General features: G+C 43.0%; 23 protein-coding genes and 1 riboswitch. Of the genes, 20 read left to right on the top strand and 3 right to left on the bottom strand.

What is annotated here, in order from left to right:
• Positions 1–194: 194 nt before the first annotated feature.
• The 4 genes from H9659_RS08940 (at position 195) to H9659_RS08925 (ending at position 3,728) form a co-directional block, all read left to right on the top strand.
• On the top strand, positions 195–1,004 hold the full coding sequence (locus H9659_RS08940; protein WP_191689604.1) for a transporter substrate-binding domain-containing protein: 810 nt from the start codon (positions 195–197) through the stop codon (positions 1,002–1,004).
• Between the two features lie 85 nt (positions 1,005–1,089).
• On the top strand, positions 1,090–2,232 hold the full coding sequence (locus H9659_RS08935) for a saccharopine dehydrogenase family protein (RefSeq protein WP_191689602.1): 1,143 nt from the start codon (positions 1,090–1,092) through the stop codon (positions 2,230–2,232).
• 53 nt (positions 2,233–2,285) lie between these two features.
• Positions 2,286–2,942 carry an amino acid ABC transporter permease gene (locus H9659_RS08930; RefSeq protein WP_191689600.1) on the top strand — a complete coding sequence of 219 codons (657 nt, stop codon included), beginning with the start codon at positions 2,286–2,288 and terminating at the stop codon, positions 2,940–2,942.
• A gap of 36 nt (positions 2,943–2,978) precedes the next feature.
• Positions 2,979–3,728, top strand: a complete 750-nt coding sequence (locus H9659_RS08925) for an amino acid ABC transporter ATP-binding protein (protein ID WP_191689598.1) — start codon at positions 2,979–2,981, stop codon at positions 3,726–3,728.
• Between the two features lie 240 nt (positions 3,729–3,968).
• On the opposite strand, the gene H9659_RS08920 is transcribed toward H9659_RS08925, so the two are convergent.
• Positions 3,969–5,165, bottom strand: a complete 1,197-nt coding sequence (locus H9659_RS08920) for a sugar diacid recognition domain-containing protein (RefSeq protein WP_191689596.1) — start codon at positions 5,163–5,165, stop codon at positions 3,969–3,971.
• Positions 5,166–5,329: 164 nt separating this feature from the next.
• On the opposite strand from H9659_RS08920, the gene H9659_RS08915 reads away from it, so the two are divergent.
• The 11 genes from H9659_RS08915 to H9659_RS08865 all read left to right on the top strand — a co-directional run bounded on the left by H9659_RS08915 (position 5,330) and on the right by H9659_RS08865 (position 16,937).
• Complete coding sequence (locus tag H9659_RS08915) at positions 5,330–6,307, top strand: ornithine cyclodeaminase family protein (protein WP_191689648.1); 978 nt, start codon at positions 5,330–5,332, stop codon at positions 6,305–6,307.
• 41 nt (positions 6,308–6,348) lie between these two features.
• Entirely contained in the window at positions 6,349–7,509 is a 1,161-nt protein-coding gene (locus H9659_RS08910; RefSeq protein ID WP_191689594.1) for an NAD(P)/FAD-dependent oxidoreductase, read from the top strand.
• Positions 7,510–7,556: 47 nt separating this feature from the next.
• Positions 7,557–9,035, top strand: coding sequence for a sodium/proline symporter (locus H9659_RS08905; RefSeq protein ID WP_191689592.1), 1,479 nt, complete (start codon positions 7,557–7,559; stop codon positions 9,033–9,035).
• 215 nt (positions 9,036–9,250) lie between these two features.
• Positions 9,251–9,937 (top strand): CoA transferase subunit A, encoded by a 687-nt coding sequence (locus tag H9659_RS08900; RefSeq protein WP_191689590.1) that lies wholly within the window; start codon positions 9,251–9,253, stop codon positions 9,935–9,937.
• Positions 9,924–10,604 (top strand): 3-oxoacid CoA-transferase subunit B, encoded by a 681-nt coding sequence (locus H9659_RS08895; protein ID WP_191689588.1) that lies wholly within the window; start codon positions 9,924–9,926, stop codon positions 10,602–10,604. Before H9659_RS08900 ends, H9659_RS08895 begins: the two co-directional genes overlap by 14 nt.
• 102 nt (positions 10,605–10,706) lie before the next feature.
• Positions 10,707–11,552: a 3-hydroxyacyl-CoA dehydrogenase gene (locus H9659_RS08890; RefSeq protein WP_191689586.1), complete on the top strand. Its 846-nt coding sequence runs from the start codon at positions 10,707–10,709 to the stop codon at positions 11,550–11,552.
• Positions 11,553–11,610: 58 nt separating this feature from the next.
• The gene (locus tag H9659_RS08885; RefSeq protein ID WP_191689585.1) at positions 11,611–12,345 is read left to right on the top strand and encodes an enoyl-CoA hydratase/isomerase family protein; all 735 of its coding nucleotides are present in this window, start codon (positions 11,611–11,613) and stop codon (positions 12,343–12,345) included.
• 14 nt (positions 12,346–12,359) lie between these two features.
• A complete protein-coding gene (locus tag H9659_RS08880) occupies positions 12,360–13,520 on the top strand; it encodes an acyl-CoA dehydrogenase family protein (protein WP_191689584.1) in 1,161 nt (386 codons plus the stop codon).
• A gap of 3 nt (positions 13,521–13,523) precedes the next feature.
• Entirely contained in the window at positions 13,524–14,711 is a 1,188-nt protein-coding gene (locus tag H9659_RS08875) for a thiolase family protein (protein WP_191689583.1), read from the top strand.
• A 117-nt stretch (positions 14,712–14,828) separates the two neighbouring features.
• Positions 14,829–15,815 carry an NAD(P)-dependent oxidoreductase gene (locus H9659_RS08870; protein ID WP_191689582.1) on the top strand — a complete coding sequence of 329 codons (987 nt, stop codon included), beginning with the start codon at positions 14,829–14,831 and terminating at the stop codon, positions 15,813–15,815.
• Between the two features lie 39 nt (positions 15,816–15,854).
• Positions 15,855–16,937, top strand: coding sequence for a tartrate dehydrogenase (locus tag H9659_RS08865; protein WP_225217742.1), 1,083 nt, complete (start codon positions 15,855–15,857; stop codon positions 16,935–16,937).
• Between the two features lie 160 nt (positions 16,938–17,097).
• On the opposite strand, the gene dapA is transcribed toward H9659_RS08865, so the two are convergent.
• Complete coding sequence (gene dapA / locus H9659_RS08860) at positions 17,098–17,982, bottom strand: 4-hydroxy-tetrahydrodipicolinate synthase (RefSeq protein ID WP_191689644.1); 885 nt, start codon at positions 17,980–17,982, stop codon at positions 17,098–17,100.
• Positions 17,983–18,101: 119 nt separating this feature from the next.
• A riboswitch (Lysine riboswitch) is annotated at positions 18,102–18,279 on the bottom strand.
• A 413-nt stretch (positions 18,280–18,692) separates the two neighbouring features.
• Between dapA and H9659_RS08855 the strand changes: the two genes are divergently transcribed.
• The 4 genes from H9659_RS08855 (at position 18,693) to H9659_RS08840 (ending at position 21,411) form a co-directional block, all read left to right on the top strand.
• Positions 18,693–18,899 carry a helix-turn-helix transcriptional regulator gene (locus H9659_RS08855; RefSeq protein ID WP_191689581.1) on the top strand — a complete coding sequence of 69 codons (207 nt, stop codon included), beginning with the start codon at positions 18,693–18,695 and terminating at the stop codon, positions 18,897–18,899.
• Positions 18,896–19,579: a DUF3169 family protein gene (locus tag H9659_RS08850; protein ID WP_191689580.1), complete on the top strand. Its 684-nt coding sequence runs from the start codon at positions 18,896–18,898 to the stop codon at positions 19,577–19,579. The genes H9659_RS08855 and H9659_RS08850 overlap by 4 nt, the downstream gene beginning before the upstream one ends.
• Before the next feature lie 135 nt (positions 19,580–19,714).
• A complete protein-coding gene (locus H9659_RS08845; RefSeq protein WP_191689579.1) occupies positions 19,715–20,728 on the top strand; it encodes an LLM class flavin-dependent oxidoreductase in 1,014 nt (337 codons plus the stop codon).
• Positions 20,729–20,931: 203 nt separating this feature from the next.
• Positions 20,932–21,411 carry a DnaD domain protein gene (locus tag H9659_RS08840; RefSeq protein WP_191689578.1) on the top strand — a complete coding sequence of 160 codons (480 nt, stop codon included), beginning with the start codon at positions 20,932–20,934 and terminating at the stop codon, positions 21,409–21,411.
• Positions 21,412–21,682: 271 nt separating this feature from the next.
• Here H9659_RS08840 and H9659_RS08835 read toward each other — a convergent pair whose 3' ends face one another.
• Positions 21,683–22,030, bottom strand: a complete 348-nt coding sequence (locus H9659_RS08835) for a hypothetical protein (RefSeq protein ID WP_191689577.1) — start codon at positions 22,028–22,030, stop codon at positions 21,683–21,685.
• Between the two features lie 389 nt (positions 22,031–22,419).
• On the opposite strand from H9659_RS08835, the gene H9659_RS08830 reads away from it, so the two are divergent.
• The gene (locus H9659_RS08830) at positions 22,420–24,228 is read left to right on the top strand and encodes a M3 family oligoendopeptidase (RefSeq protein WP_191689576.1); all 1,809 of its coding nucleotides are present in this window, start codon (positions 22,420–22,422) and stop codon (positions 24,226–24,228) included.
• Positions 24,229–24,409: the final 181 nt, after the last annotated feature.

Here is a 24,409-nt window from a genome sequence, read left to right as displayed (position 1 = left end):
TTATTGACAACGAAGTATTGTCAGTAGTGCGAGCGGCTTTTAAATTTCTTATGGGGAATCTTTATGAATCTTTCACAATGCTTGGACATATAGTTGAGTAACCCGTTCCTCAAAGGCTAGGACAACCAGTGGAGAAGTGCAATTGGTGAATCCCATGGTCAAGGATCGTAAATATGAAATTTGGAGGAGTAAAGATGAAAAAGTTGTTATTGTATTCTTTTCTATCCCTTGTAGTAGCGGTTGTACTTGCTGGGTGTGGTGACAAAGCAAAGGAGAAAGAAGTGGAAGTGACCAAGGCGGATGTCGCCGATCGAGTCGCGGATTCCAAAGTCATTAAAGTGGCTTTTGAAGGGACATACCCCCCTTTCAACTTCCTGAACGACAAAGACGAGTTTCAAGGATTTGATGTCGACATTTCAAATGAAATTGCAAAGAGATTAGGTGTAAAAACTGAATTCATCGCGACAAAGTGGGATGGTTTGATCGGTGGACTGAAAGCAGACAAGTTCGACATTATCATCGGGCAGATGACGGTTACAGAGGAAAGGAAGAAAAGTGTTGACTTCACCGATCCATACGTGGTGACAGGTTCGGTACTCGTGACGCGTGACGATACGAATGATATTACCGAACTCCCTGATATTAAAGGCAAAAAAGTAGGCGTGGGTGGGGGAACAACTTTTGAAGAGGTTGCGAACAGTGTGGAAGGTGCAGATGTGAAATTGTATAAGGCTGTAAGCGATTACATTCAAGATTTAACGAATAAGCGATTGGATGTCATCATTAATGACCAGCTGCTCATGAACTATAACATCAAAGAAAACAACTTGCCGATCAAAGTCACCAGTGACATTTTAAATAAAGATGAAATCGGAATGGCTGTCAATAAAGGAAATGAGGACTTTGTGGAAAAAGTGAATCAGGCATTAAAGGAAATGAAAGAGGATGGAACTTATAAAGAAATTTTTAAAAAGTGGTTCGGAACAGATCCAATAGACATGTGATGCTTCCCTAGAGTGAACAGCAGAAGGATGTGTTGTTTGCTCTAGGATTTCCATTCGAAAAAATAGACAGGGGTGAGCAAATTATATGAAAGTAGTGGTCTTAGGAACTGGGATGATTGGAACGACAATCGTGAGTGAAATAGCAAAATTCGAAGGAATTGAATCCGTCACTGCGGTCGATATTAGACAGGAAAGTATCGATAAATGTCTCGGAATTGCGGGTAATCCGAAGGTGATCGGGAAGACGGTATCGCTGTCAACCGAAGATGATTTCATAAAAGTACTTGAGGGCGCAGATGTCGCGGTTGGGTGTCTCCCTCATTCATTGAGCTTAACCGCTGTAAAGGCTGCAATCGCTGCGAAATGCCATTTAGTAGATTTAGTCGGATCCATGTTCACAGAAAAAATGGAATTACATAGTCAAGCACAAGAGGCTGGAGTGACGATTATCCCTGGCTGTGGAGTCGCACCTGGCATCACAAACTTCCTTGCAGCACAAGGGATCGAAATGCTGGATGAAGCTGATGAAGCGGTCTTGATATGCGGTGGAATTCCTAGATGGCCAGTTCCGCCACTATGGTACCAAGTCGTATTTCGGTTGGAAAGTGTGTTAGGACTCTATACAAAACCCGCTATTGCCATAAAAGATGGTGAGATTGTAGAATTTCCTCCGCTTTCTGAGCTTGAGTCCTTAACGTTCCCTGACCCGGTTGGTGAATGTGAAGCCGTCATAACAGATGCGCATAGCACTGCATATACGTTGAAAGGCAAGGTGGGCAACTTAACTGAAAAGACGGTTCGCTATCCAGGGCATTGGAAGAAGATGAAGGTGTTAGGAGAGTTAGGCTTCTTAGATCATAAGCCGATTGAAGTTGATGGGGTTGTGACTACTCCTGTGAAAATTTCAGAAAAGATACTTGCCCCAAAAATGGTAGGTGTATCAAATGAGGATGTTACGGTGGTTCGAGTGGAAGTGAACGGAACTAAAAATGGAACGTTAAAAAACTACACATGGGAAATGGTTGATGTGTACGACCATGAACGAAACATAACGTCCATGGCAAAAACAACCGCACTTCCTGCGACATTAGCGGCAAAGTGGATTGCGGAGCAAAAGATACTAGAAACAGGTGTGGTTCCCATAGAAACGATCATTGTTAACGAGAGGTTCGATCCTTTTGTGGAAGAACTAAAAGAGCTTGGGATCCATATTGAATTTAAAAGTTAGCATTTAGAATAGATTGTGTTGACTCGATAGAAAGTCTGGAAGGAAGTGAAGTAGTGGATGTTACAATCATAATCGACTCATTGCCCTCCCTATTGAAAGCGACGATCATGACGATTTTTCTAAGTTGTATAACTGTACTCATCGCACTCGGGATAGGCTTTTCCACAGCGCTTATCCGAATTCTGAAAATCAAGGTTTTATATGAAATCGCCAGTATCTATATATCCGTAATTCGAGGAACCCCACTTCTTGTACAAATTTTTGTCATCTATTATGGATTGCCGCAAATTGGTATTTCACTAGACCCTATTTCTTCGGGAATCATGGCGCTAAGTTTAAATGCAGGTGCTTATCTTTCTGAATCATTCCGTGCATCGATCCTTGCTGTCGACAGGGGTCAGATGGAAGCTGCTATTTCTATGGGAATGACGTATGCGCAAGCTATGAGAAGAATCATTCTCCCTCAAAGTCTTCGGATCGCCATTCCAACACTATCGAATTCATTTATCGTCCTAGTAAAGGATACATCACTAGTCTCTGTCATAACCGTTACTGAACTCCTGCAAATGTCTAGTTTGATTATCGCTAAAACGTTTGAACCGTTAACGATTTACCTAACAGCTGCAGCCATCTATTGGATCCTGATTACGTTCTTTACGACATTGCTGGATAAATTCGAAAAACGCTCATCAAAGCATTTAGTTCGATGATGTAGTGAGGGAATTCAGGGATCGGAGGGGAGTATCTTGAAGGTCATTGAAGTGAAAAATCTTAAAAAAGCTTTTGGTGAAAATCCGGTTTTAGAGGGTGTGGACTTGACCGTGAACAAAAGTGAAGTCGTCGTCATCATGGGGCCAAGCGGGTCGGGGAAATCGACTTTTCTCAGATGTTTAACCTATTTAGAAGAACCGAACGAAGGTATCATAAGAATTGGTCCTCATGAACTCCATACAGGAGGAAAACTGGATCGGAAACGCAAGAAAGAAATCAGGGAATTACGGAAGAAAACCGGTTTTGTTTTTCAGTCTTTTAATCTATTTCCGAATAAGACTGCGATTGAAAACGTGATGGAGGGTCCTGTGACGATTTATGGGGTCAAACCCGTTGAAGCAAAGGCATTAGCGGAAACCCTGCTTATTAAGGTAGGTCTAGGAGATCGTTGTGATCATTACCCATCGCAGTTATCAGGCGGTCAACAGCAACGCGTTGCAATTGCTAGAGCGTTATCTCTAAATCCAACCGTCATGCTCTATGATGAACCCACGTCGGCACTGGATCCTGAACTAGTCAGGGAAGTCCTTCAGGTGATTAAAGAGTTGGCGGAAGAGGGAATGACGATGGTCATTGTGACACATGAAATGAATTTTGCTAGAGAAGTGGCTGATCGCGTCATTTTCATGGATGGCGGTGTAATTGTTGAACAAGGGAATCCAGAGGATGTATTTGATCATCCAAAGGAAGAACGGACAAGAAGATTCCTTACGATGGCGGAGTGAGTGAATCTTTCATTTTTCTAACTAAAAACTATACAAAAAAATGCAGGAGAGAAAAAGAAAATTTTCTCTCCTGCATTTTTTGTTGTGTGAAAACTTGGCAAAAGAATGAGTACTGTACCAAGAAATTACTGATTGGAAGTATTCATGGATTTCTAATGAATTGTTGAGGTTTGTTTAAAGAAAAAGTTTTTAGCTTGGCCTGAAAAGGTCATAACTGAGGACATTTTCTTGGTCCTTAGTCTAAGTAGCCTCATTAAAGTATTGGTGCTTCTTTAATGCTAAATATAAAAGTGTGCATTGTTTAAAAGAATTCAAATCAATGCTCAAAACATCTTGAAGCTGCTGCAATCTGTATAAAAGCGTATTCCGGTGAATGTACAGTTTCCTGGCGGCTTGGCTCATGTTGAGCTGCTCATCACAATAGACGAGGAAACTCTCAATGAGGACAGTGCCGTTCACATGGTTCATTAATTTTTCGATGTGATTGTCCAGTGTCCGCTGAGCGGGGAGTGTGATTTCGTCTACACGATGGGATAGTAAGTTCCAGTCGTCTACAGAGACGATGGATTGTTGAACGTGATGGCGTCTGGCAATCATCACAGCTCTTCTACAGTGCTCATAGTCATCTATTAGCCTCTCTATGGATGAAGAAGGATCACTGAATGAGAACACAAAATCATTGTCAATATCCCGGGCATCCAAGAAGTTCCGCAACTTGTCCGAAGCGAGCTCTAATCTTTTCCTCATCAAAGTCTTTTCTTCAGCGTGGTCAGCGATCAAAATCAACCATTCTCCTGTCGTTAAAGGAACAACACGATCCAACTCATTTTGAATGAATAAATTCTTCAAGCATATATATAGCTCTTGTTCTTCGTGGTTGAATGTATGTGTTTGCTCATTAGAGGGTCTTGCGTCATCAGAAGATTGTATATCCAATAAAATGGAGCGCCTTGGTATCCCTAATGTAAATCCGTGCAGTTCACAATATCTGTGAAGATTGCTGTAATCGGCTTTCTCTTTAAAAATTGATAGACGTTTAAAGAAATCCCGCATCGTTTCCATTTGAGAAGCAACTGTTCGTGAACGGTGATTTTCCATGAGCATCATCTCAATATGGGATTGAACAAATTGAACGTAACGTTCGACTTTCAAGGGATCTCCTATAAGACCGAGTACACCTACTGTTTCTTGTTGGAACCGTAATGGCGCAGCAATACCTGGTAAGACGTTCACGAGATCGGCAGTTTGCTCCTTTGTAAAAAACATCATTTTTCCAGAACGCGTCACTTCCGAAGTCGCTATGTGATGAGAGCCGAGTCGGTTATTGTCTGTGCTCCCGATCACCTTCCCCTCGTTATCCGTAATACTGATCGGGATATTCAATATGGAGGAAAACTGTTCAACAATTGATTGTGCATAGTGCCCTATGTTCTGCAATTCGTTCCACCCTTTCCGTTGTTGGATTTTCGAAGCAGATGAGAAGTTTTTACCGGATTTGAATTGGTTTCACCCTAAATTATTGTGCATTTTGGATGTATTACTTTCAACATATGAAAGTATATTGGAAGACAGAATAGATTAAGTGATTGGAGGGATTACAAATATTAGTTTTGAGTGCTAAAAGCCAAATGGAACTAGTGGATATGAAAGAGATTTTACACTGTATCGAGATCGCCTTAATGGAATTTTCGGCGTCAGCCACCGATACACCCATTCGAACGATTTTACCGTTTGGCACTGAAAACTCTGGTGTCGTCATGCCTTCGGTAGCAGAAGGGCTCCATGCAATGGGACTTAAATATGTCAATGTTGTACCTTCTAATTTGGAAATCGGAAAAAAGGTCATAAACGGTGTCGTTTTGCTCTCAGATGTAACAACAGGAGAACCACTTGCTTTATTGGAAGGTTCTTACTTAACACGAATACGGACAGGGGCCTTATCCGGAGTTGCAACAAAGTACCTTTCCCGGGAAAATTCAAAAACACTTGGGATTATTGGTACGGGGGAACAAGCCAAGGGACTTTGTGAAGCGATTCTGGCTGTGAGGAATATCAATACCCTCTATATACACAATCGAAGTGAAGAAAAGGCACTCGCATTTTCAAAGTTTGTATGGAGTAGGTTCAATAAGGATGTTGTCATTTGCAAAGATCCGAATGAGGTGGTGAGAAAGTCAGATATTCTGGTCACCGCCACAACTTCTATGCAACCCGTGTTTACGGAACCTTTAAAACCTGGGGTCCACGTCAATGGAGTAGGTTCTTTCAAGCCAACTATGCAAGAGTTACCGACATCGGCAATTTGTAAGGCAGTTAAAGTAGTGGTGGAGTCCAAAGACTCGGCGTTGGAAGAAGCGGGGGATTTAGTTGTACCGATCCAAGCAGGAATGTATTCCAGCGATATGCTGCACGGCGAACTTGGACAAATTATAAGCGGGAAATTAGCTGGACGAGAGTCTGATCAGGAAGTGACGATCTTTAAATCGGTTGGGCTGGCCATAGCTGACATTGTCATTGCCAAATATTTTTACGATAAAGCTTGCAAAAACAAAGCTGGAGTGACTGTTGACCTTACATGAAGTAACGAAGACGAACTACAATTTTAGGGGGAGTACAGGCTATGAAAAAAGCGGATATCATCATCGTAGGTGGCGGAGTTATGGGTTCGAGTACAGCGTATTCATTGCGTAAGAGCGGTTTCGAGGGCGATATCCTCGTCTTTGAAAAAGATCCTACGTATGAGTATTCCTCCACATCACGAAGTGCAGGCGGATTCCGTCAATTGTATTCAACGGCTATCAATATCCAATTGAGCCGCTTCAGTTTGGAAGTCTATAAAAATTTTGCAGAAGACATGGCTATTGGTGAAGAAAAAGCAGAAATAGATTTCAAGCAGCGCGGTTACTTGTTTTTGGCTACTGAACGGATGCTGCCAGCTTATGAGAAGCAGCTCAAATTGCAAAATGCACTGGGCGTTCCTTCTGAAATCCTTTCAACCAGCGATTTACTGAACATCATTCCGGAACTGGAAACAAATGATTTAGCTGGAGGCTTATTCTGCAAAGAAGATGGCTATCTGGATCCGTATTCTGTCATGCAAGCGTATCGGAAAAATGCTCAATATTTAGGTGTGGAATACAAGACTGCAGAAGTTTCTACTTTACTGACAGAAAACGGACGAATGAAAGGTGTTCAACTACTGGACGGAACCATTTACCTGGCACCGATTGTCATTAATTGTGCAGGTGCGTGGGGTGCTGCTTTAAGTGAACAGATGGGATTGCCATTACCAGTCGTCCCGTTGAAACGACAAATGTATGTCTTTGACTCGGTAAAGAAATTAGAGAAAATGTTACCGCTTACAATTGATCCGACTGGTGTCTATTTCAGGCACGAGATGGATCGGATCGTCGCAGGATTTTCGGATGACGTAAAACCAGGGATCGATTTTAAATGGAAACGCTCTTCATTCGACCATTTGTGGCCGATTTTAGCTCACCGGATTCCTAACTTTGAAAGTCTTAAATTGGAATCTGGTTGGGCTGGAATGTACGACCATAATACGGTCGATCAAAATGCGATTATCGGAGAGCATCCGATGATGAAAGGCTATTATGTTGCGCTTGGATTCAGCGGACACGGCATGCAGCAAGCGCCTGGTGTCGGTCTTGGTTTGGCGGAGCTGATCTGCAAAGGGAAGTATGAAACACTTGATTTGACACCGTTAAGAGTCGAACGTTTCGCAGAGAACGACTTAGTGTTGGAAGACGCGATTGTGTAAGTGCATATGTAGGAACTGTACTGAGAAAACCAAAGGAGATGAGTAAAATGCATACGGTTATTATGGTCGAATTCGTCATGTACCTCTTGGTCATGCTGGTGGTCGGATATCTCGTAAGTCGTCGTACGAAAAGCCATGCAGATTTCCTTTTAGGTGGAAAGCAGCTGCCAGGTTGGGCATTAGCATTTTCAGAACGTGCTACTGGGGAGTCGGCTTGGCTCCTGCTCGGATACACCGGTTTTGTTTTTGCTACAGGACTATCAGGAGTTTGGGTAGCAGTCGGCATCGCTTCAGGTATCATCTTCTCCTGGCTGTTCTTAGCGAAACGTTTCATGAAAGAAGCGGAGAAGACGGGTACGATGACATTGCCCAGTTTTCTAGCAGCACGATTCGGCAAACAAGGTAAGCTTATCCTTTGGCTTTCTACTATACTTATTTTCAGTTTCATGATGTTCTACTTTGGCGCACAAATTGCTGGAGCAGGGAAAACCTTGTTTGCCGTCTTTAATATCCCTACTAAAGTCGGGGCCATTCTAAGTATTATTGTTGTCGTGATCCTTGCTTATGTGGGAGGGTTTGTCACAGTCGTTTGGACAGACATGATTCAATCGATCATGATGCTAATTACGTTGGTTGTATTACCGATTGTAGCGTTATTCCATATTTCAGCCGCCGACTTGTCGATCAGTCAGGCTCTCGTGGCTGCTGGCCCATCGATGGATTCGTGGACAGGGGGAGCAATTGGATTCTCTTTAGGCTTATTACTCTTTAATAACTTTGCCTGGTTTTTCGGTTTCCTTGGTGGGCAGCCTCAATTGAGTGCACGATTCATGGCTCTTAGAAGTGAGAAAGAAGCGAGACAAGGGAGTTTCGTCGCAATTACTTGGACGATCTTAGCTTACAGTGGGGCATTCATGATTGGGATTACGGCGCTCACATTATACCAAGGTCAAGTATTTGCAGACGTGGAAATGATTCTGCCCTTTATGATTTTAGACCTCATGCCGCCATGGATTGCAGGCATTCTACTCGCCGGTATTCTTGCAGCTATCATTTCTACAGCGGATTCACAGTTACTGGTCATTACAAGTTCTGTGAGTGAAGACATCATACAACGTGCTATGAATTTGAAGCTGTCTGAAAAAAAACTGGTCGCTATTTCCCGCCTGACGATTGTTGGAGCAGGAATCGTGGGCTTAGTAATCGCCTTAACCTCAAAGTCCCTCGTCTTTCTGGTAGTCAGTTGGGCATGGGCTGGAGTAGGATGTACGCTGTCTCCCGCAGTCATGTTAACGTTCTTGTGGAAACGGTATTCAGGCATCGGCGTTATCGCGACAATTATATCCGGCTTTGTAAGTACAGTCATTTGGATCTCCACACCACTGGATGCGATTGCGACCTCCCGCTTCACAACGTTCTTCATCGCTGCGGCATTCGGTATCGTCTTCAGCTTACTGTTCCCGGATAAAAAAGAAGAGGAGCAAGATCCAGCTTCTGTAGAGACAACAGAATCTACGTCTGTTTAAGAAAGGGAACTAGAAGATTTTCTCCAGATTAATTAAAGACGCAGACTTTTTGGTTTGCGTCTTTTCTTCGTTACTATCTTTTAATTCCGCTTTGCGATATCTCAATCAGAACGAATTACAAGCAAGGCTTTGGAATATACATGGTATGAGCGGGATTTGAAACTCGTTTTAGATAAAGCGATAACCGTAAGAACAACTTGGGAAGGAGACCGAACTTGGGAAAATTGTTGCAGAGAGATGAATTTGTAAAACTCATTAAGGACGGGGACAAACTGCTTGTCGGTGGTTTCGGGATGTCAGGAACTCCTTTGACGCTAATAGAAGGCATAGCAGCCTCCACGTTAAAAAACCTGACAATTGTCAGTAATAACTTAGGTGAGCCAGGTAAAGGGTTAGGAATCCTTTTGAAGGAGAAAAAATTGAACAAAGCAATTGGCTCCTACTTTACGACGAATCGCGATGCCGTCCAAGCGTGGGTTGACGGTGAATTGGTGATTGAATTGATCCCACAAGGCACGTTAGCGGAAGCGGTGAGGTGCGGAGGTGCTGGGATCGGCGGTTTCTATACGAAAACCGCGGTTGGGACAAAACTAGCAGAAGGAAAAGAAGAAAAAGTGATTGATGGGGAACGTTTCCTATTTGAAAAAGCGATTAAAGGTGATGTTTCACTCATCAAAGCCCATAAAGCGGATCGATTAGGCAATCTAGTATATGACCATACAGGCAGGAACTTCAATCCGGTCATGGCGACTGCCAGCAAAATCGTCATAGCGGAAGTGGATGAAATCGTTGGAAACGGCGATTTGTTACCTTCAGAAATCGTAACCCCACACGTCTATGTAGATTACATTGTCCTAAGTAATTATGTGAAAAAGGCAGGTGTTTTCGTTGAATCCGTCTGATCGCATTAAGATCGCAAAACGAATCGTCCGAGAGTTGAAACAAGGCCAAGTCGTCAACCTGGGTGTCGGCATCCCGACGCTGATTCCGGATTATTTAGGAGAAAAGAAACTTGTACTCCAGTCGGAGAACGGATTGCTTGGAATGGGTCCTACTCCTCCGGCCGATGAAGTGAATATGGACTTGATAAGTGCTAGTAAGGCTCCTATTACGATGGAAATCGGGGCTTCACTATTTGATAGTTCAAATTCGTTTGCAATGATCAGGGGCGGCCATATAGATGTAGCGGTTCTAGGAGTATTGCAAGTCGATCAGACAGGGGAAATTGCCAATTGGGCAGTGCCCGGGGAAACAATTTTAGGAGTCGGGGGAGCGATGGATCTAGTTGCAGGAGCGAACGAAATCATTATAGCCACCCTGCACTCTTCCAAAAATGGGGAGCCTAAACTAGTGAAGGAATTGACATATCCCTCTAGTGGAATACGCAAAGCAGACCTAGTGGTTTCAGAGCATGCCGTATTCAGGTTTGAAGAAGGGACAATGAAGCTTGTTGAAATTCTGTCTGATATCAGCATAGAAGAATTAAAGGCAATAACAGGAGCTGAATTTGAATACAATTCAGTACTATCGAACTCATCATTGAATGATAGTGTCTCTGAAGAAGGTTGAAGGTTTATTAGACAAGCATATTTCTGAGAGATAGACCGTTCTCCAAAGATAGAAGTTAAGAATCTTTTAACCCAAAGTAGTCATGAATAAGGAGGCCAAGTGTTGAAGCAAATTACAGTTGTAGGATCCGGTGTAATGGGAAAAGGGATCGCTTATTCGTGCGCAGTGTCGGGTTTTAAAGTGGTGCTAAATGATTTGAACGATGACATACTTGCAAAAGCAAAAAAAGAAATCGATGAGTTACTGGATTCAAGTTTTCGAGGTGGTTTTCTGAAAGAAGAGAACTACGAAAACGCAAAAATGAATTTGTTGGTTGACTCCAATCTCGAAGTAGCGGCGAAAGAAGCTGATCTAGTCATCGAGGCGGTTCTTGAAAAGATCGAGTTGAAAATTGACGTGTTCCAAAAGCTGGATCGAATGTGTAAGCCAGAAACGGTTCTGGCTACAAACACCTCCACGATGAGCCCAACAGAAATCGGTGCCCAAACATCTCGTCCTGACAAAGTCGTTGCCATGCATTTCTTCAATCCCGTTCATAAGATGAAGTTGATAGAAGTGGTCAGAGGCCTCGAAACATCCGATGAAACCGTAGAGTTTGTGAAAGGGGTTGCTGCGTCACTAAGAAAAGAAGCTGTCGAAGTGAACGAGTTTCCTGGTTTCGTCACATCGAGAATGAACTGCTTGATCGGAAATGAGGCGATGAACATGCTGATGGAAGGCGTGGCATCCGCTAAAGATATCGACAAGGCTATGAAATTAGGGTTGAATCATCCGATGGGTCCGCTTGAACTTGCTGATTTAGTCGGTTTAGATACAAGACTTCGAAATATGGAATATCTATACGCAACGTTAGGTGAGAAATATCGACCTTGTCCACTACTTGTCAACTATGTGAAAGCGGGGCGACTCGGCAAAAAAAGTGGTAAAGGGTTATACGATTATACGTGAAGGAGGAACGGATATAGCTAGTTTCACTAATATTGTTGTGATAAAAGAAGCAGGCATCATGTGGATCACTCTGAATCGTCCGGAAATAAGAAATGCGCTAGATGCTAAAACGTTATTGGAAATGGATTCAGCTTTCACGGATGCTGAGCTGGACAATGAAGTCCGTGTCGTTGTCATTCAAGGTGCAGGCGGAAAATCATTTGCATCTGGAGCGGACATTCAACAACTTTATGAGCGAGAGGCTCTTGAAGCACTGATTCCTGGCATGCAGGGGCTATATACAAAAATTGAGAACTGCTCGAAAGTGACAATCGCTGCCGTCACAGGGTTCGCTTTGGGAGGTGGCTGCGAATTGGCGCTCGCTTGCGATATTCGTGTTGGAACGAAACAAGCGAGATTCGGCTTACCAGAACTGAACTTAGGGATTATTCCAGGTGCAGGCGGAACGCAGCGCCTTTCTAGGATCGTTGGAAAAGGGCGTGCACTCGATATGATCTTAACTGGAAAAATAATTGATGGGGAAGAAGCAGAACGTATAGGACTTGTCACTTATTTTACGGATAAAACAGAACTTGTTGAAACGGTTGAGCGAATTGCTTCTGATGTCATGAAAAAAGGTCCGGTCGCTGTACAACTTGTGAAAGCGGCCGTCCATAAAGGATTCGATGTAGATGCTGGAACCGCTATGTGGATTGAGAAACTATCTCAAGCAGTTGCATTTACTACAGAAGATAAAAAAGAAGGAACGCTAGCATTCCTTGAAAAAAGAACAGCGAATTTCATCAATCGATAAGGGGAGAAATGGGTATGGATTTCAATTTCACAGAGGATATCGATTTTTTAAGAGCGAATGTCAGAAAGTTCGTCCGAGAACAAGTTGAACCGGTCGCGATGGAAATTGAAGAAAAGGATCGCATCCCGAAAAAAATTGTGGATCTGTCTAAAGAGATGGGTCTTTTCAGTCTTGGAATTCCCGAGGAATACGGGGGGCTTGGACTGGATATGGTCGGCAAGTGTGCGATCTATGAAGAACTAGGAAAAACGCATAATGGATTTACGACGCTAATTGGTGCTCACACAGGGATCGGGACCGTCGGAATCGTGGATCTGGGAACGGATGAACAAAAGAAGAAGTTCCTTCCGAAGATGGCGACGGGTGAATGGATTGGTGCGTTTGCATTGACTGAGCCAAGCGCAGGATCGAATGCAGCCAACTTGAAAACAAACGCTGTTAAAAAAGGAGACAAATACATCATTAATGGCTCCAAGCATTATATTACGAATGCTGTGGACGGTCATGTCTTTACAGTGATGGCTGTAACGGACAGTTCCAAAGGGGCACGCGGAATCACTTCGTTCATTGTCGAAAAAGACACGCCAGGATTCATCCTGGGATCGGTAGAACAGAAAATGGGGTTAAGAGGATCCCATTCAGCTGAATTGTTTTTTGACAATATGGAAGTCTCAGCAGAAAACGTTTTAGGAGAAGAAGGTTCTGGATATATCAACGCATTGAAAATACTGGCGAATGGCCGGGCAGGACTAGCCGCTCGAAACTTAGGGTCCTGCGTCAGATTGCTGGAACACTCTCTTGACTATGCGCATGAGCGAGAACAATTCGGCCAAAAAATTGTCGATATGCAAGCGGTTCAACATATGCTGGCGGAAATCACCATGCAAATCGAAGTTCTCCGCTCCATGACCTACCGTGTTGCCTGGATGACCGATCAGAATATGCGTGTTGTAAAAGAAGCAGCGATTGCTAAACTGTTTGCTTCAGAAGTGTATAACAAAGTAGCGGACCTAGCTTTACAAATCCATGGCGGCATTGGATATATGAAAGACTACCCAATTGAACGATATTACCGGGATGCAAGAATTACTAAAATCTATGAAGGCACCTCTGAGATCCAAAGAAACATCATTGCTAGTGAACTGAAACGTGATTATGCGAATAAGGGGCTGTAGAAATTGCGGAATTCCTATATTGTTGGGGCGGTAAGAACTGCAGTTGGGAGAATGGGCGGAGCGCTTAAAGACGTCACAGTCGATCATTTGGCTGAAGCAGTGATTCGTGAAGTGATGGAAAGAACGGGGAAAAACATCCAAGTGGATGAAGTCATTCTCGGCCAAGCAAAACAGAGTGCAGATACGTCGAATTTGGCCCGTCTCGCTGCACTTAGAGCAGATTTGCCGGTAACCGTTCCAGGATACACAGTACATCGCCAATGCGGATCAGGATTGCAAGCCATCAATAATGCGGACCAGCAAATCCGGCTAGGATTATCGGATGTAGTGATTGCCGGTGGTGCTGAAAGTATGAGTACGGCTCCTTATTACGTACGGCATGCCAGATATGGTTTCAATGCAGGTAATGGGATGATTTTAGATCCGAATACGGAGAGTCAACCCTGTTCACAACCCGCAGAAAAGTATGGGGAACTGACAATGGGCTTAACAGCAGAAAATCTAGCTGAACAATATCATATCTCGAGGGCAGAGCAAGATGAGTTTGCAATAAGGAGTCAACTTCTCGCTGAACGAGCGATTCAAAAGGGGCTTTTCAAAGACGAAATCGTCTCATTTGAAGTCAAATCGAGAAAAAGCAGTGTCCGATTTGAAGTGGACGAACATCCAAGAAAGTCCACTAAAGAACAGCTTGCAAAACTGCGTGCAGTTTTCAAAGAGGATGGAACGGTCACTGCAGGAAATACCAGTGGCCGAAATGACGGCGCCTCGGTCGTGCTGATGATGTCAGAGGACAAATTGGAAGAGTATGGAGTCAAGCCGAAAGCAAAAATCATCGCCCAAGCAGTGAGTGGCGTTTCTCCAGAAGTGATGGGAATCGGTCCAGTTACTTCGACAAAAAAAGCATTAGAGCAATGCGGACTCACAATCGATGATATTGACTTGATAGAGTTGAACGAAGCTTTCGCGGCCCAAGCATTATCCGTCATTCAAGGGACTGGCATGGACATTGAAAAGGTGAATGTAAATGGAGGAGCGATAGCGCTTGGTCACCCGATCGGAGCGACAGGTGCAGTGCTCATGACAAAATTACTTCATGAAATGGCACGTAGAGATTCGAAATACGGATTAGTGACTCTGTGCATCGGCGGGGGTCAAGGCATTACAACAATTGTTGAAAACCTTCAATAAAGCAGGTAGCGTTTCCACATACTCCCTATTTACAGTTCGGACAATGACTACATTGAAATCAGATCAGGTTCGGTACTTTCAAAGCATCATAAAAAGCTTACAGAAAGGTGTTGTCCATTGTCATTGCATATCGTTCAAATTCTGCCGATGTATCATCCTGATGGGGAAAAGAAGTTGAGAGAACTTGCAGACGTGAAACAATTCAATGAGTTCGATGAGCAAGAAATCATTAAATACTTGCAACAGAATTCCGTAGATGGGATTATTCTGAGAGCACCTGCAAAAATCACTCCTGCAATTTTAAATCACTGTGAAAACGTGATTGCGATATCAGGCGCGGGAATCGGACTGGACAATATTGATGTGGAATATGCGACGGCAAAAGGAATAAAAGTGTTACATGCCCCGAAAATGAATAGCACCGCCACTGCAGAACACGCTGTAGCTTTACTGCTATCTGTTATGAAAGATATCAGTGTGTTCCATACGGAAATGCAAAAAGGGAACTTCTCTTTCCGAGATGGAAGATATACTACTGAATTGGAAGGGAAAACTCTTGGCATGATCGGATTCGGATCGATTGCTCAAAAAGTCGCCAAAATAGTGAAGAATGGCTTTGAAATGAATGTTACTGCCTATGTCAGAACAATTTCAGATGATAGACAACAACTTGCTAATTCCCTAGGAGTGGAATTGACCACTTCCATGGAAGATGTGTTCCGTAAAAGCGATGCAATCAGTCTTCATATTCCGTTGACAAATCAGACGAAAGAATTGATTGACCAAAAGGTTTTCAATGTCATGAAGCCATCTGCCGTTCTTATCAATACATCACGTGGCGGAATCATTCATGAAGAAGATTTAGTGGAGGCTCTTAAGAATAGGACCTTTCTGCGGGCGGCAGTCGATGTGTTCGCTGTTGAACCGCCAGCGGAAAATCACCCGTTTTACGGAATGAATGAAATTACCATGACCCCACATATTGGTGGAATCAGTATCGAAGCTGCGAAAATGACATCCGTTGCGATAGCTGAGAACTTAATAAAGGCGATTAGCGGCGAAGAATTATCTGTTATAGCAAACGCTGAAAAATTGTTAAGTTAAATGTGGTTGATTCATCGACCGAAAGTATAGGAGGTAATTATGAAGACATTTAAAATTGCACTTATACCAGGGGACGGAATAGGTCCTGAAGTCGTTTCAGAGGGTGTAAAAGTATTAAAAGCGATTGAAAAACTAGATCCGTCCATTTCTTTTTCCTTCACAGAATTTCCATGGGGATGCGAGTATTATTTGAAACACGGAAAGATGATGGCAGATGACGGAATCGAGCAACTTAAAGAATTCGACGCCATCTATTTGGGAGCTGTAGGGTATCCTGGTGTCCCTGATCATATTTCTTTATGGGATTTGTTGCTTAGAATTCGAAAAGAGTTTGATCAATATGTGAATCTACGACCAATCACGCTATTGAACCCTACACTCACGCCGTTAAAGGACAAAACATCGAAAGAAATCGACTTTCTTGTGATCCGGGAAAACAGTGAAGGGGAGTACGCGGGTGCAGGGGACTGGCTATTTAAAAGAAAAGCAGAAGAAGTCGTCTTGCAAACTGGCGTATTTTCTCGGAAAGGGACGGAACGGATCATTCGGTACGCATATGAGGAAGCGAGACGCTCCAACCGGACTTTGACGAGCATTAGTAAAGCGAACGCACTGAATTATTCCATGGTGTTCTGGGACGAAGTTTTTGAGGAAGTTGGAAAAGAATATCCCGACGTACAAACGTATTCATATCTTGTGGATGCTGCTAGTCTTTACTTTGTAACGGAGCCTGAAAGATTTGAAGTGGTTGTCACCTCCAATCTTTTTGGAGATATTTTGACCGACATTGGAGCGGCGATCACTGGCGGGATGGGCTTAGCGGCAGGAGCAAACATTAATCCGGAACGCGATTATCCTTCCATGTTTGAACCCGTTCACGGATCGGCTCCGGATATTTCCGGAAAAGGAATTGCGAATCCGATTGCTGCTATCTGGTCTGTGAGTCAAATGATGGACTTTTTCGGAGAAGAAAGATGGGGAGAAGCGATCTTATCAACCATCAAAGACATTCTGAATGAACAAGAATCACTAACGTCAGATTTAGGCGGTTCAGCGTCAACTAGCCAATTAGGGGATCGGTTTGTAGAATTGCTATCTGCAAAAACTAGTAACTTAGTATAACTGATTCGGAATGTTATAAGGAAAAATGAAAAGTTAAGCGAAGTGAGAGACCACTCTACTATGTTACTGAGGTACACAGCACTCGCTGATCCGAGAACTTAAAAAAGGCAGCCCGTTTCCATATAGGAAATGGGTTGCCTTTTGTATGCACACTGATGTATTAAATAAGCATCGTGTCTTGCTGAAGGAGTGCACGATTCAACGAATTCAACTGCACATCTGTCAATGGCAGCATCGGCAAGCGGACGCCGCCAACTGGAACGCCTTCCAAGTTCAGTGCTGCTTTAACTGGTGAAGGGTTTGGAGCGGCAAAAAGTTCTTTCATGATGGGCAGCAAACGACGGTGTAAAGTGGACGCTTCAAGAGTACGACCGTTATTGAAATGACCAATCATGGATTTCATTTCAGGTCCGATAATGTGGGCAGCGACAGACACAACTCCTGCTCCACCTATAGAAAGAACAGGCAGTGTCAGACCATCGTCACCACTATAAAGTGCAAAGTGAGATGGTGTATTCTCGATGATTTCCGCCATGGCATCCAAGTTGCCGCTCGCTTCTTTGACAGCAACGATATTTGGGATTTCCGCAAGTCGGATAATCGTTTCAGGACTCATATTGACAGAACTGCGTCCGGGAATGTTATAGAGCATGACGGGCAGCGAAGTCGATTCTGCAATTACTTTGAAGTGCTGGTACATTCCTTCTTGGGAAGGTTTGTTATAGTAGGGGACAACGAGCATGACGCCGTCCATACCGGCTGTTTCAGCTAACCGAGTCAGCTCGATGGATTCCCTGGTATTGTTTGATCCGGTACCTGCGATGACCGGCACTCTTCCAGCAACGACCTGTACAGTGAACTCAAATAGATTCACCTTTTCTTGTTGCGTCAATGTCGGGGATTCTCCTGTTGTGCCTGCAACAACCAGGCATTCCGAGCCGTTTTCAAGTAAATGATGAATCAGATTGCGTGTCGCAGCAAAGTCGATTTCTCCTTGCTCATCAAATGGGGTGACCATAGCGGTAATCAGTTGTCCAAAATTCATCTGTTCTCCATCTCCTTTTGTTTTATTACAAAACATAGAGGTGGAAGGCAGTGTATCCTGAAACGCAAAAAGCAGCAGCGAGAGAACGCTGCTGCTTGGAAATAATAAATTATTTCTTTGCATCAGATAGCCCTCCATATAGTTTCCTATATGACAATTCTGCACTTGTTCAGCCCAGAACCAGCTTTGAGATAATGAGCATCTCTCCACTTCGGCAAATTCCCCTTTCTTCAATCTTCGTCGGATCTCATCATCCTCTGATTGTGTACTGATGGTTTTTGCGCCTCTATCCTCATTTCGAAAGTTACGAAATAAGTGAATGTTTAATTACGACTAGCTTACACTGTAGTGAATAGAAATGCAACCCTGAAAGTATGACAATTACAAAGTTTGGCTTCGCATTCATAGAAGACATAAGCAACGGATACTTCGTTGTGTAAAACAAGTAAGCATAAGGAATGCATATCAAGAGTTCCAAACAATTTAAGATTGCTTGCCAGTTATGTGTAAGAACGGATTGCTTGGTCACAAATGGCTAGGCTTGAGTGTATCAATGGTTGCTTGGTTATCACATATAGAAATAAATAAAAAAGTTAGCATGTACAACTCTAAATAGGTGCAAGTGTTTTGAAAAAAGAAATTGTCAATTTGACAAATATACTTGTCATTATGAAAGGCATACGTTACACTTCTTTTAAGAGGTGAGATTAGTGAAAACACGTTTGAAGGAATTGCGTGCTCGGAATGGGCTGAACCAGACGGAGCTTGCAAAACGGGCTAAAGTGTCGAGGCAGACCATCAGTTTAATAGAGCGGGAGGAATTTATCCCTTCCTTGCTGATTGCCGTCCGGATTGCGCGGATTTTTAATGAAGCGATTGAAAGTGTTTTTCTATTCGAAGAGGAGGAGATTGAATGAGATTGGTCATTTGGGGGATTTTTGGAGCGGTTGTAGGATTTGTTGTCATGTACACCACCCTTTCAATTCAAATCGACTACAACTTTTCGGCAGTTGCATTTCAAGTGAATGCAGCATTATCTTTGATTGCATTTGTTTTACTGCTCTATATCGGGTTAAGTATTTTACAGATGTGGAAAAAATCGAAAATGAACGTTTCGGATGATGAAGAAGATGAACTGGACATATGGCTGTACCAAAAGTTCAGTGATACCAATTTAGTTGTTATCGCGACAATTGTGATTGGAATTGTATCCTCTGCAATTGCTCTCATTACGAATCAGCCTGCTTGGTTGGAAGTGGTTTCAGTCCTCTCTGCAACCATCGCACTTGCATTATCCATTGGTGTCTCTAGTATGATCACTAGATTTTATCCCGACCGCAACTTGCCATCTGTTTCGGAAAAAGATTATGGAAAAAAGTTGCTAGCGGCTTCTGACGAAGGGGAGCGGCACGTTATGCTGGAGGGCCTGTACCGCTCTTTTAATATGCTGAATGGTGCGCTCATTCTCGCGTTGCTTCTGCTCATCGTATATTCAATCGGTACGGGTGTTTCGCAATTATTCGCTATCTTTGTTGTTGGTATCGTTCTTTTGGGAGCAAACGCGCAATATTTCTTATTCATTCGTAAAAAAACCTAATGCCGTTAATTTACAATATTAAATAGGGGACAGCCAAACAACAAAGTTGATTCCCTACGTTGTCTATAGTAACTTGTATAATAGGTTACTAATAGTAAGCTTGTTGTGAAGATGAGCGGCGAGGAGTGGTAGAGAGTGACTTCAACAGTTAGAACATTTAATGGAATTCCATTATCCGTATTAGATCTTGCACCTATAAATGAAGGTGGAAGTCCGAGTGAAACATTTAAAAATAGCGTGGAATTGGCTCAGCATGTCGAAAAACTAGGATTCAATCGGTATTGGTTGGCAGAGCATCATAATATGCCGGGTGTCGGAAGTTCTGCGACATCTGTTCTAATTGGCCATATTGCAGGTGCCACGGAAAGGATGCGTGTCGGTTCAGGCGGCGTCATGTTACCGAACCACGCGCCACTGGTGATTGCAGAACAGTTTGGAACGCTCGATGCACTTTATCCAGGTCGGATTGACCTTGGTTTAGGTCGGGCTCCGGGCAGTGACCAAGCGACTGCATACGCATTGCGGCGTACATTGAATAGCAGTGGAGAAGATTTCCCTCAGCAATTGGAAGAGTTACGTTCGTATTTCAATCCTCAACCGAATGCTCGCGTCCGTGCATTTCCTGGAGAGGGACAAGATATACCGATTTGGCTGCTTGGTTCATCAGGTTTTAGTGCTCAGCTTGCTGCCCAACAAGGATTGCCGTTTTCGTTCGCCAGTCACTTCGCTCCAGCATATGTGATGCAAGCGCTGCAGTTATATCATCAGAATTTCAAGCCATCGAAGCATCTACAAGATCCGTATGCGATGCTTGGAGTCAGCATAATTGCTGCAGATACAGATGAAAAAGCATTGTGGCTCGCAACATCATTCCAACAACAATTCTTAAGTCTTCACAGAGGAATGCCGACTCAGTTCAAACCGCCTTTGGATGAGCCGGATGCTGTGTGGAGTCCGAGTGAAAAAGTGTCAGCAGCCAATATGCTCGATTCACCAGCGACAATTGTCGGAAGCCCAGAAACGGTGAAACGCAAACTGGAAGCATTTTTAGAACAGACGAGAGCGAATGAATTCATCATGAGCTCTCCTGTCTTCTATCAAGAAGATCGGTTGCGTTCTTTTGAACTCATTGCAGATATGATGGACTAAATAAGCAGGTCTATATAACGTGAGAGTTATAAAAAAGACCGGATTTGTCTTTAGACAAATCCGGTCTTTTTTTGCAAGTAAATATTGAGTCTGTGACACACTGAGCGATTCATGTATAATTAAATTGAAAAGTCGGATTTTTAACTCTATAATAATTGAACTCTTGTCAGTGACCAAATTTTAACGAAGAGGAGAGATGTTGGATGATTGAACGAGAGGGAGCATTGATGGACTACATTGAACACACTGAGCCAATTGATATGCTCAAAGAAATTGGCGGAAGGATGCCAACTTCCGAAGATATTAAAGTGATAGATCGTTTGGTAACGGTGCAAGGACTCTCGAAACCAGTCATCAATGTTTTGCTTCAATATGTCATATTGAGTGATAATGGGAAAGTGAATCAAACAAGAATCCTTGAATTGGCAAGCAACCTAGAATTGAACCGTATCAAAACGGCAGAACAAGCATTGAAGTTCTTTAAGACTCAACATGCTCTGAAGAAAAAGTGGGAAGAGGAGAATTTAAGAAAGCCGAGTGGAAAAGAACTGAGTCTTTTCACTTCTGATGAAACCTACAAAAAATTCACGGAGATTCTGCAACATAAGGGCTATTCAAACGAGCACGAAGGCTTCACATCACTAGTGAATCATGTCTATAAAGAAGTTATGAAAATCGAATAGGGACTCTTCCACCATTTTTTCAAGCTATGCAGTGTGCTGACCTTCCTGCTCGAGTGGTAATGCACTACCTCTATAATGCGACAACGTCGGTATGTATCAAAATACCCTAATTTCACATTAAAATCAAAATAGGAGCGCATGCTGATTTTAGCATTGCTCTCGTTTTTTCTTTCTAAGTTATTATTACGAGCGCTCTGGAAAAAAGGCAATGGGATGGAAATCCGTGCCGAGTATACTGATTTTTAACGGAATTAATATATATCCGATAAGTTTAGTTTTTTCGGCTCTTTAGTTCCTTTTGAACCACATCAAGCTGCGCCGCACGAATTTTTCGCTCGAGCGGATCAGTCTCGGATTCTGCTTTGGCGAGATAGTCCTCGTTGTACTGGATTTCAAGGTGCAGGATGTCTGTGCTTTCCATGACGGCATGACGCTTGTACTTTTCCACTATTGCTTCAATTTTTCCAGTCTCGTACTCTGCGGGATCTCGCTTGGCGATTTCAGAAAGGATGGTGCTGATTGACTTGGTGTCCGGCGCCTTTTCGTCTCTCAGCCGAGTGAGCCGTTCATACAACTTCTTGCTGGACCACTTCTTTACCCGTGCTTCAAAGAATTTCATATGATTTCCCCCATCTTGGAGACCGTTTCAGAGTTCACGATAATTTCCTGAATGCAAGATTTACAGTTCAGAAGCTGTTCAAGCGAAAAACGAACTGATTCAACTTACTCGATGCATTCATTGTGATGCAGTTTCATGATTTTTCCTCCAATGCAGAATGAATCGGACGGTTATTTTTCAATTGTACGTGCTATCCAGTTGTTATCATTATATACCAGGTCTTGTATTACTATAAGAGACAGCCTCCAAAAATGCGAAAAGAAGAGCAGAATCAGAAGATATTCCTAGGCCAGTTTTTACATAATAACAATTTAATTGTATTAGTTAACAAACCTTTCTAAATTGAGTGATAGCGTTTACAATAGAAGGATAAGGGGAGTGAGTTGAGAATGAAGTATCAAGATACTTGGGATTTGGAAAGTATTTTCAAAGGCGGAACGACTTCAGAAGAAGTACAAACTACACTTTCAGCTGTCAAAGAGAATATTGACGCTTATACAGGTCATCTGACATCGTGGAAGAGTGAGTCAGCTAACGATGCATCCGCTTTGCTGGAATTATTAAAGCAGCAGGAAGTAATCAGTAAAAGTTTGGGTCAGGTTGGGACATTCATTAACATGTGGCATGATGCGTTCATGGATGATGAACATGCAAGTGTGGTTAAAGGCCAAGTGATGGAACTGTACAGCGAAATCCAGCAGTTGTCAACGGTTTTTACAAAAAAACTTGTGGCACTGTCAGATGACCATTGGAGAAAACTCTTGCAAGATGACGCTTTAAAAGAAATCAGTTTCTCCTTAGATGAGATACGTGAACAAGGGAAACGTCTATTGTCTGAAGAAGAAGAGAAACTGATCGCCAAATTGAATAAAGATGGCATTGCCGCATGGAGTGATCTTTATAATACTGTCGGCTCCATTATGACAATTCCTTTTACTGACAAAGACGGCAAAACGACTGAGTTGTCAATAGGACAAGCGATGAACAAAATGTATGCAGACCCTGACGAAAAAGTGCGTGCAGAACTTTTTGAAGAGTGGGAGAAGGTTTGGACTAAGAATGGTCCGGTCTTTGCAGATATTCTGAATCATTTAGCCGGGTATCGCTTAACATTGCAAGAAGCACATGGCAGGAAAGGTCACTTAGAGGAACCGCTTGAATATAACCGAATGACGGAAGAGACGCTTAACGCGATGTGGTCTGCAGTCGACGCGCAGAAACAGACGTTTCTTGACTACTTAACACAAAAGGCGAAGTTGTTAGGGATGGAGAAGCTGGGCTGGCAAGACGTCGATGCCCCTGTTGCAGTGGGGGCAACAAAACCAACACGTTTCACTTATGATGAGGCATGTGATTTCATAATTGAGAATTTTGCTCTGTTTGGACCTGAATTGACGGATTTCACGAAACACGCGCTTGAAAACCGCTGGGTGGAAGCAGAAGATCGATCGAACAAGCGTCCAGGAGGGTATTGTACAAGCTTACCTGAGTTTGAAGAGTCCCGTATCTTCATGACGTTCACAGGTTCTCCGAGCGATACAAGTACACTAGCCCATGAGTTAGGGCATGCGTTCCATAGTCACGTCATGAAAGATTTGCCGGAACTGAACCAAGGATACGCGATGAACGTAGCGGAAACTGCAAGTACATTTGCAGAAACCATCATTGCGGATGCTACGGTTAAAAATGCTGCAACAGATGAAGAAAAAATATCTCTTTTAGCGAATAAATTAGAAGGGGCAACAGCGATGTTCATGAATATCCGTGCTCGCTTCCTATTTGAAGATAGCTTCTATACAGAGCGCGCAAAAGGGATCGTTTCTGAAAAACGTCTGAATGAATTGATGGTGAAAGCTCAAAAAGAGGCATTTGGAGATCGTCTATCTTCTTATCATCCACATTTCTGGGCAGCCAAGCTGCACTTCTTTATCGACAGTGTTCCGTTCTATAACTTCCCCTATACATTCGGGTACTTGTTCAGTCTCGGAATCTATGCAGAATACTTGAAACACCCGGAAGGATTTGAAGGGAAGTATATTGCTTTATTAAGAGACACAGGATCTATGAAAGTTGAAGACTTGGCCAAGAAGCATCTGGATGTAGATGTGACGAAGCAAGAATTCTGGGCAGCTGGAATTGAACTCATTGGAAAAGATGTTGAAGAGTTTGTTGAATTGACTAACCAATTACAGAAGTGATAAATAGAAAGGTACGGATCCCGCTATCGATAGTTGGATCCGTACCTTTTAACAATGAGTTTTTTAAGAAGGTGACAGTCACCGAAGAGGTTGCTTGTTTACCACGACGAATACTTGCAGTAAAATCAGATTCTACTAGTTTTGATAAATGAGTTGTTTGAAAGTAACAGCTAGCTTTGCA

Source organism: Sporosarcina gallistercoris (assembly GCF_014836415.1).
Lineage (GTDB): Bacteria > Bacillota > Bacilli > Bacillales_A > Planococcaceae > Sporosarcina > Sporosarcina gallistercoris.
This window is presented reverse-complemented; position numbering and strand designations above follow the sequence as displayed.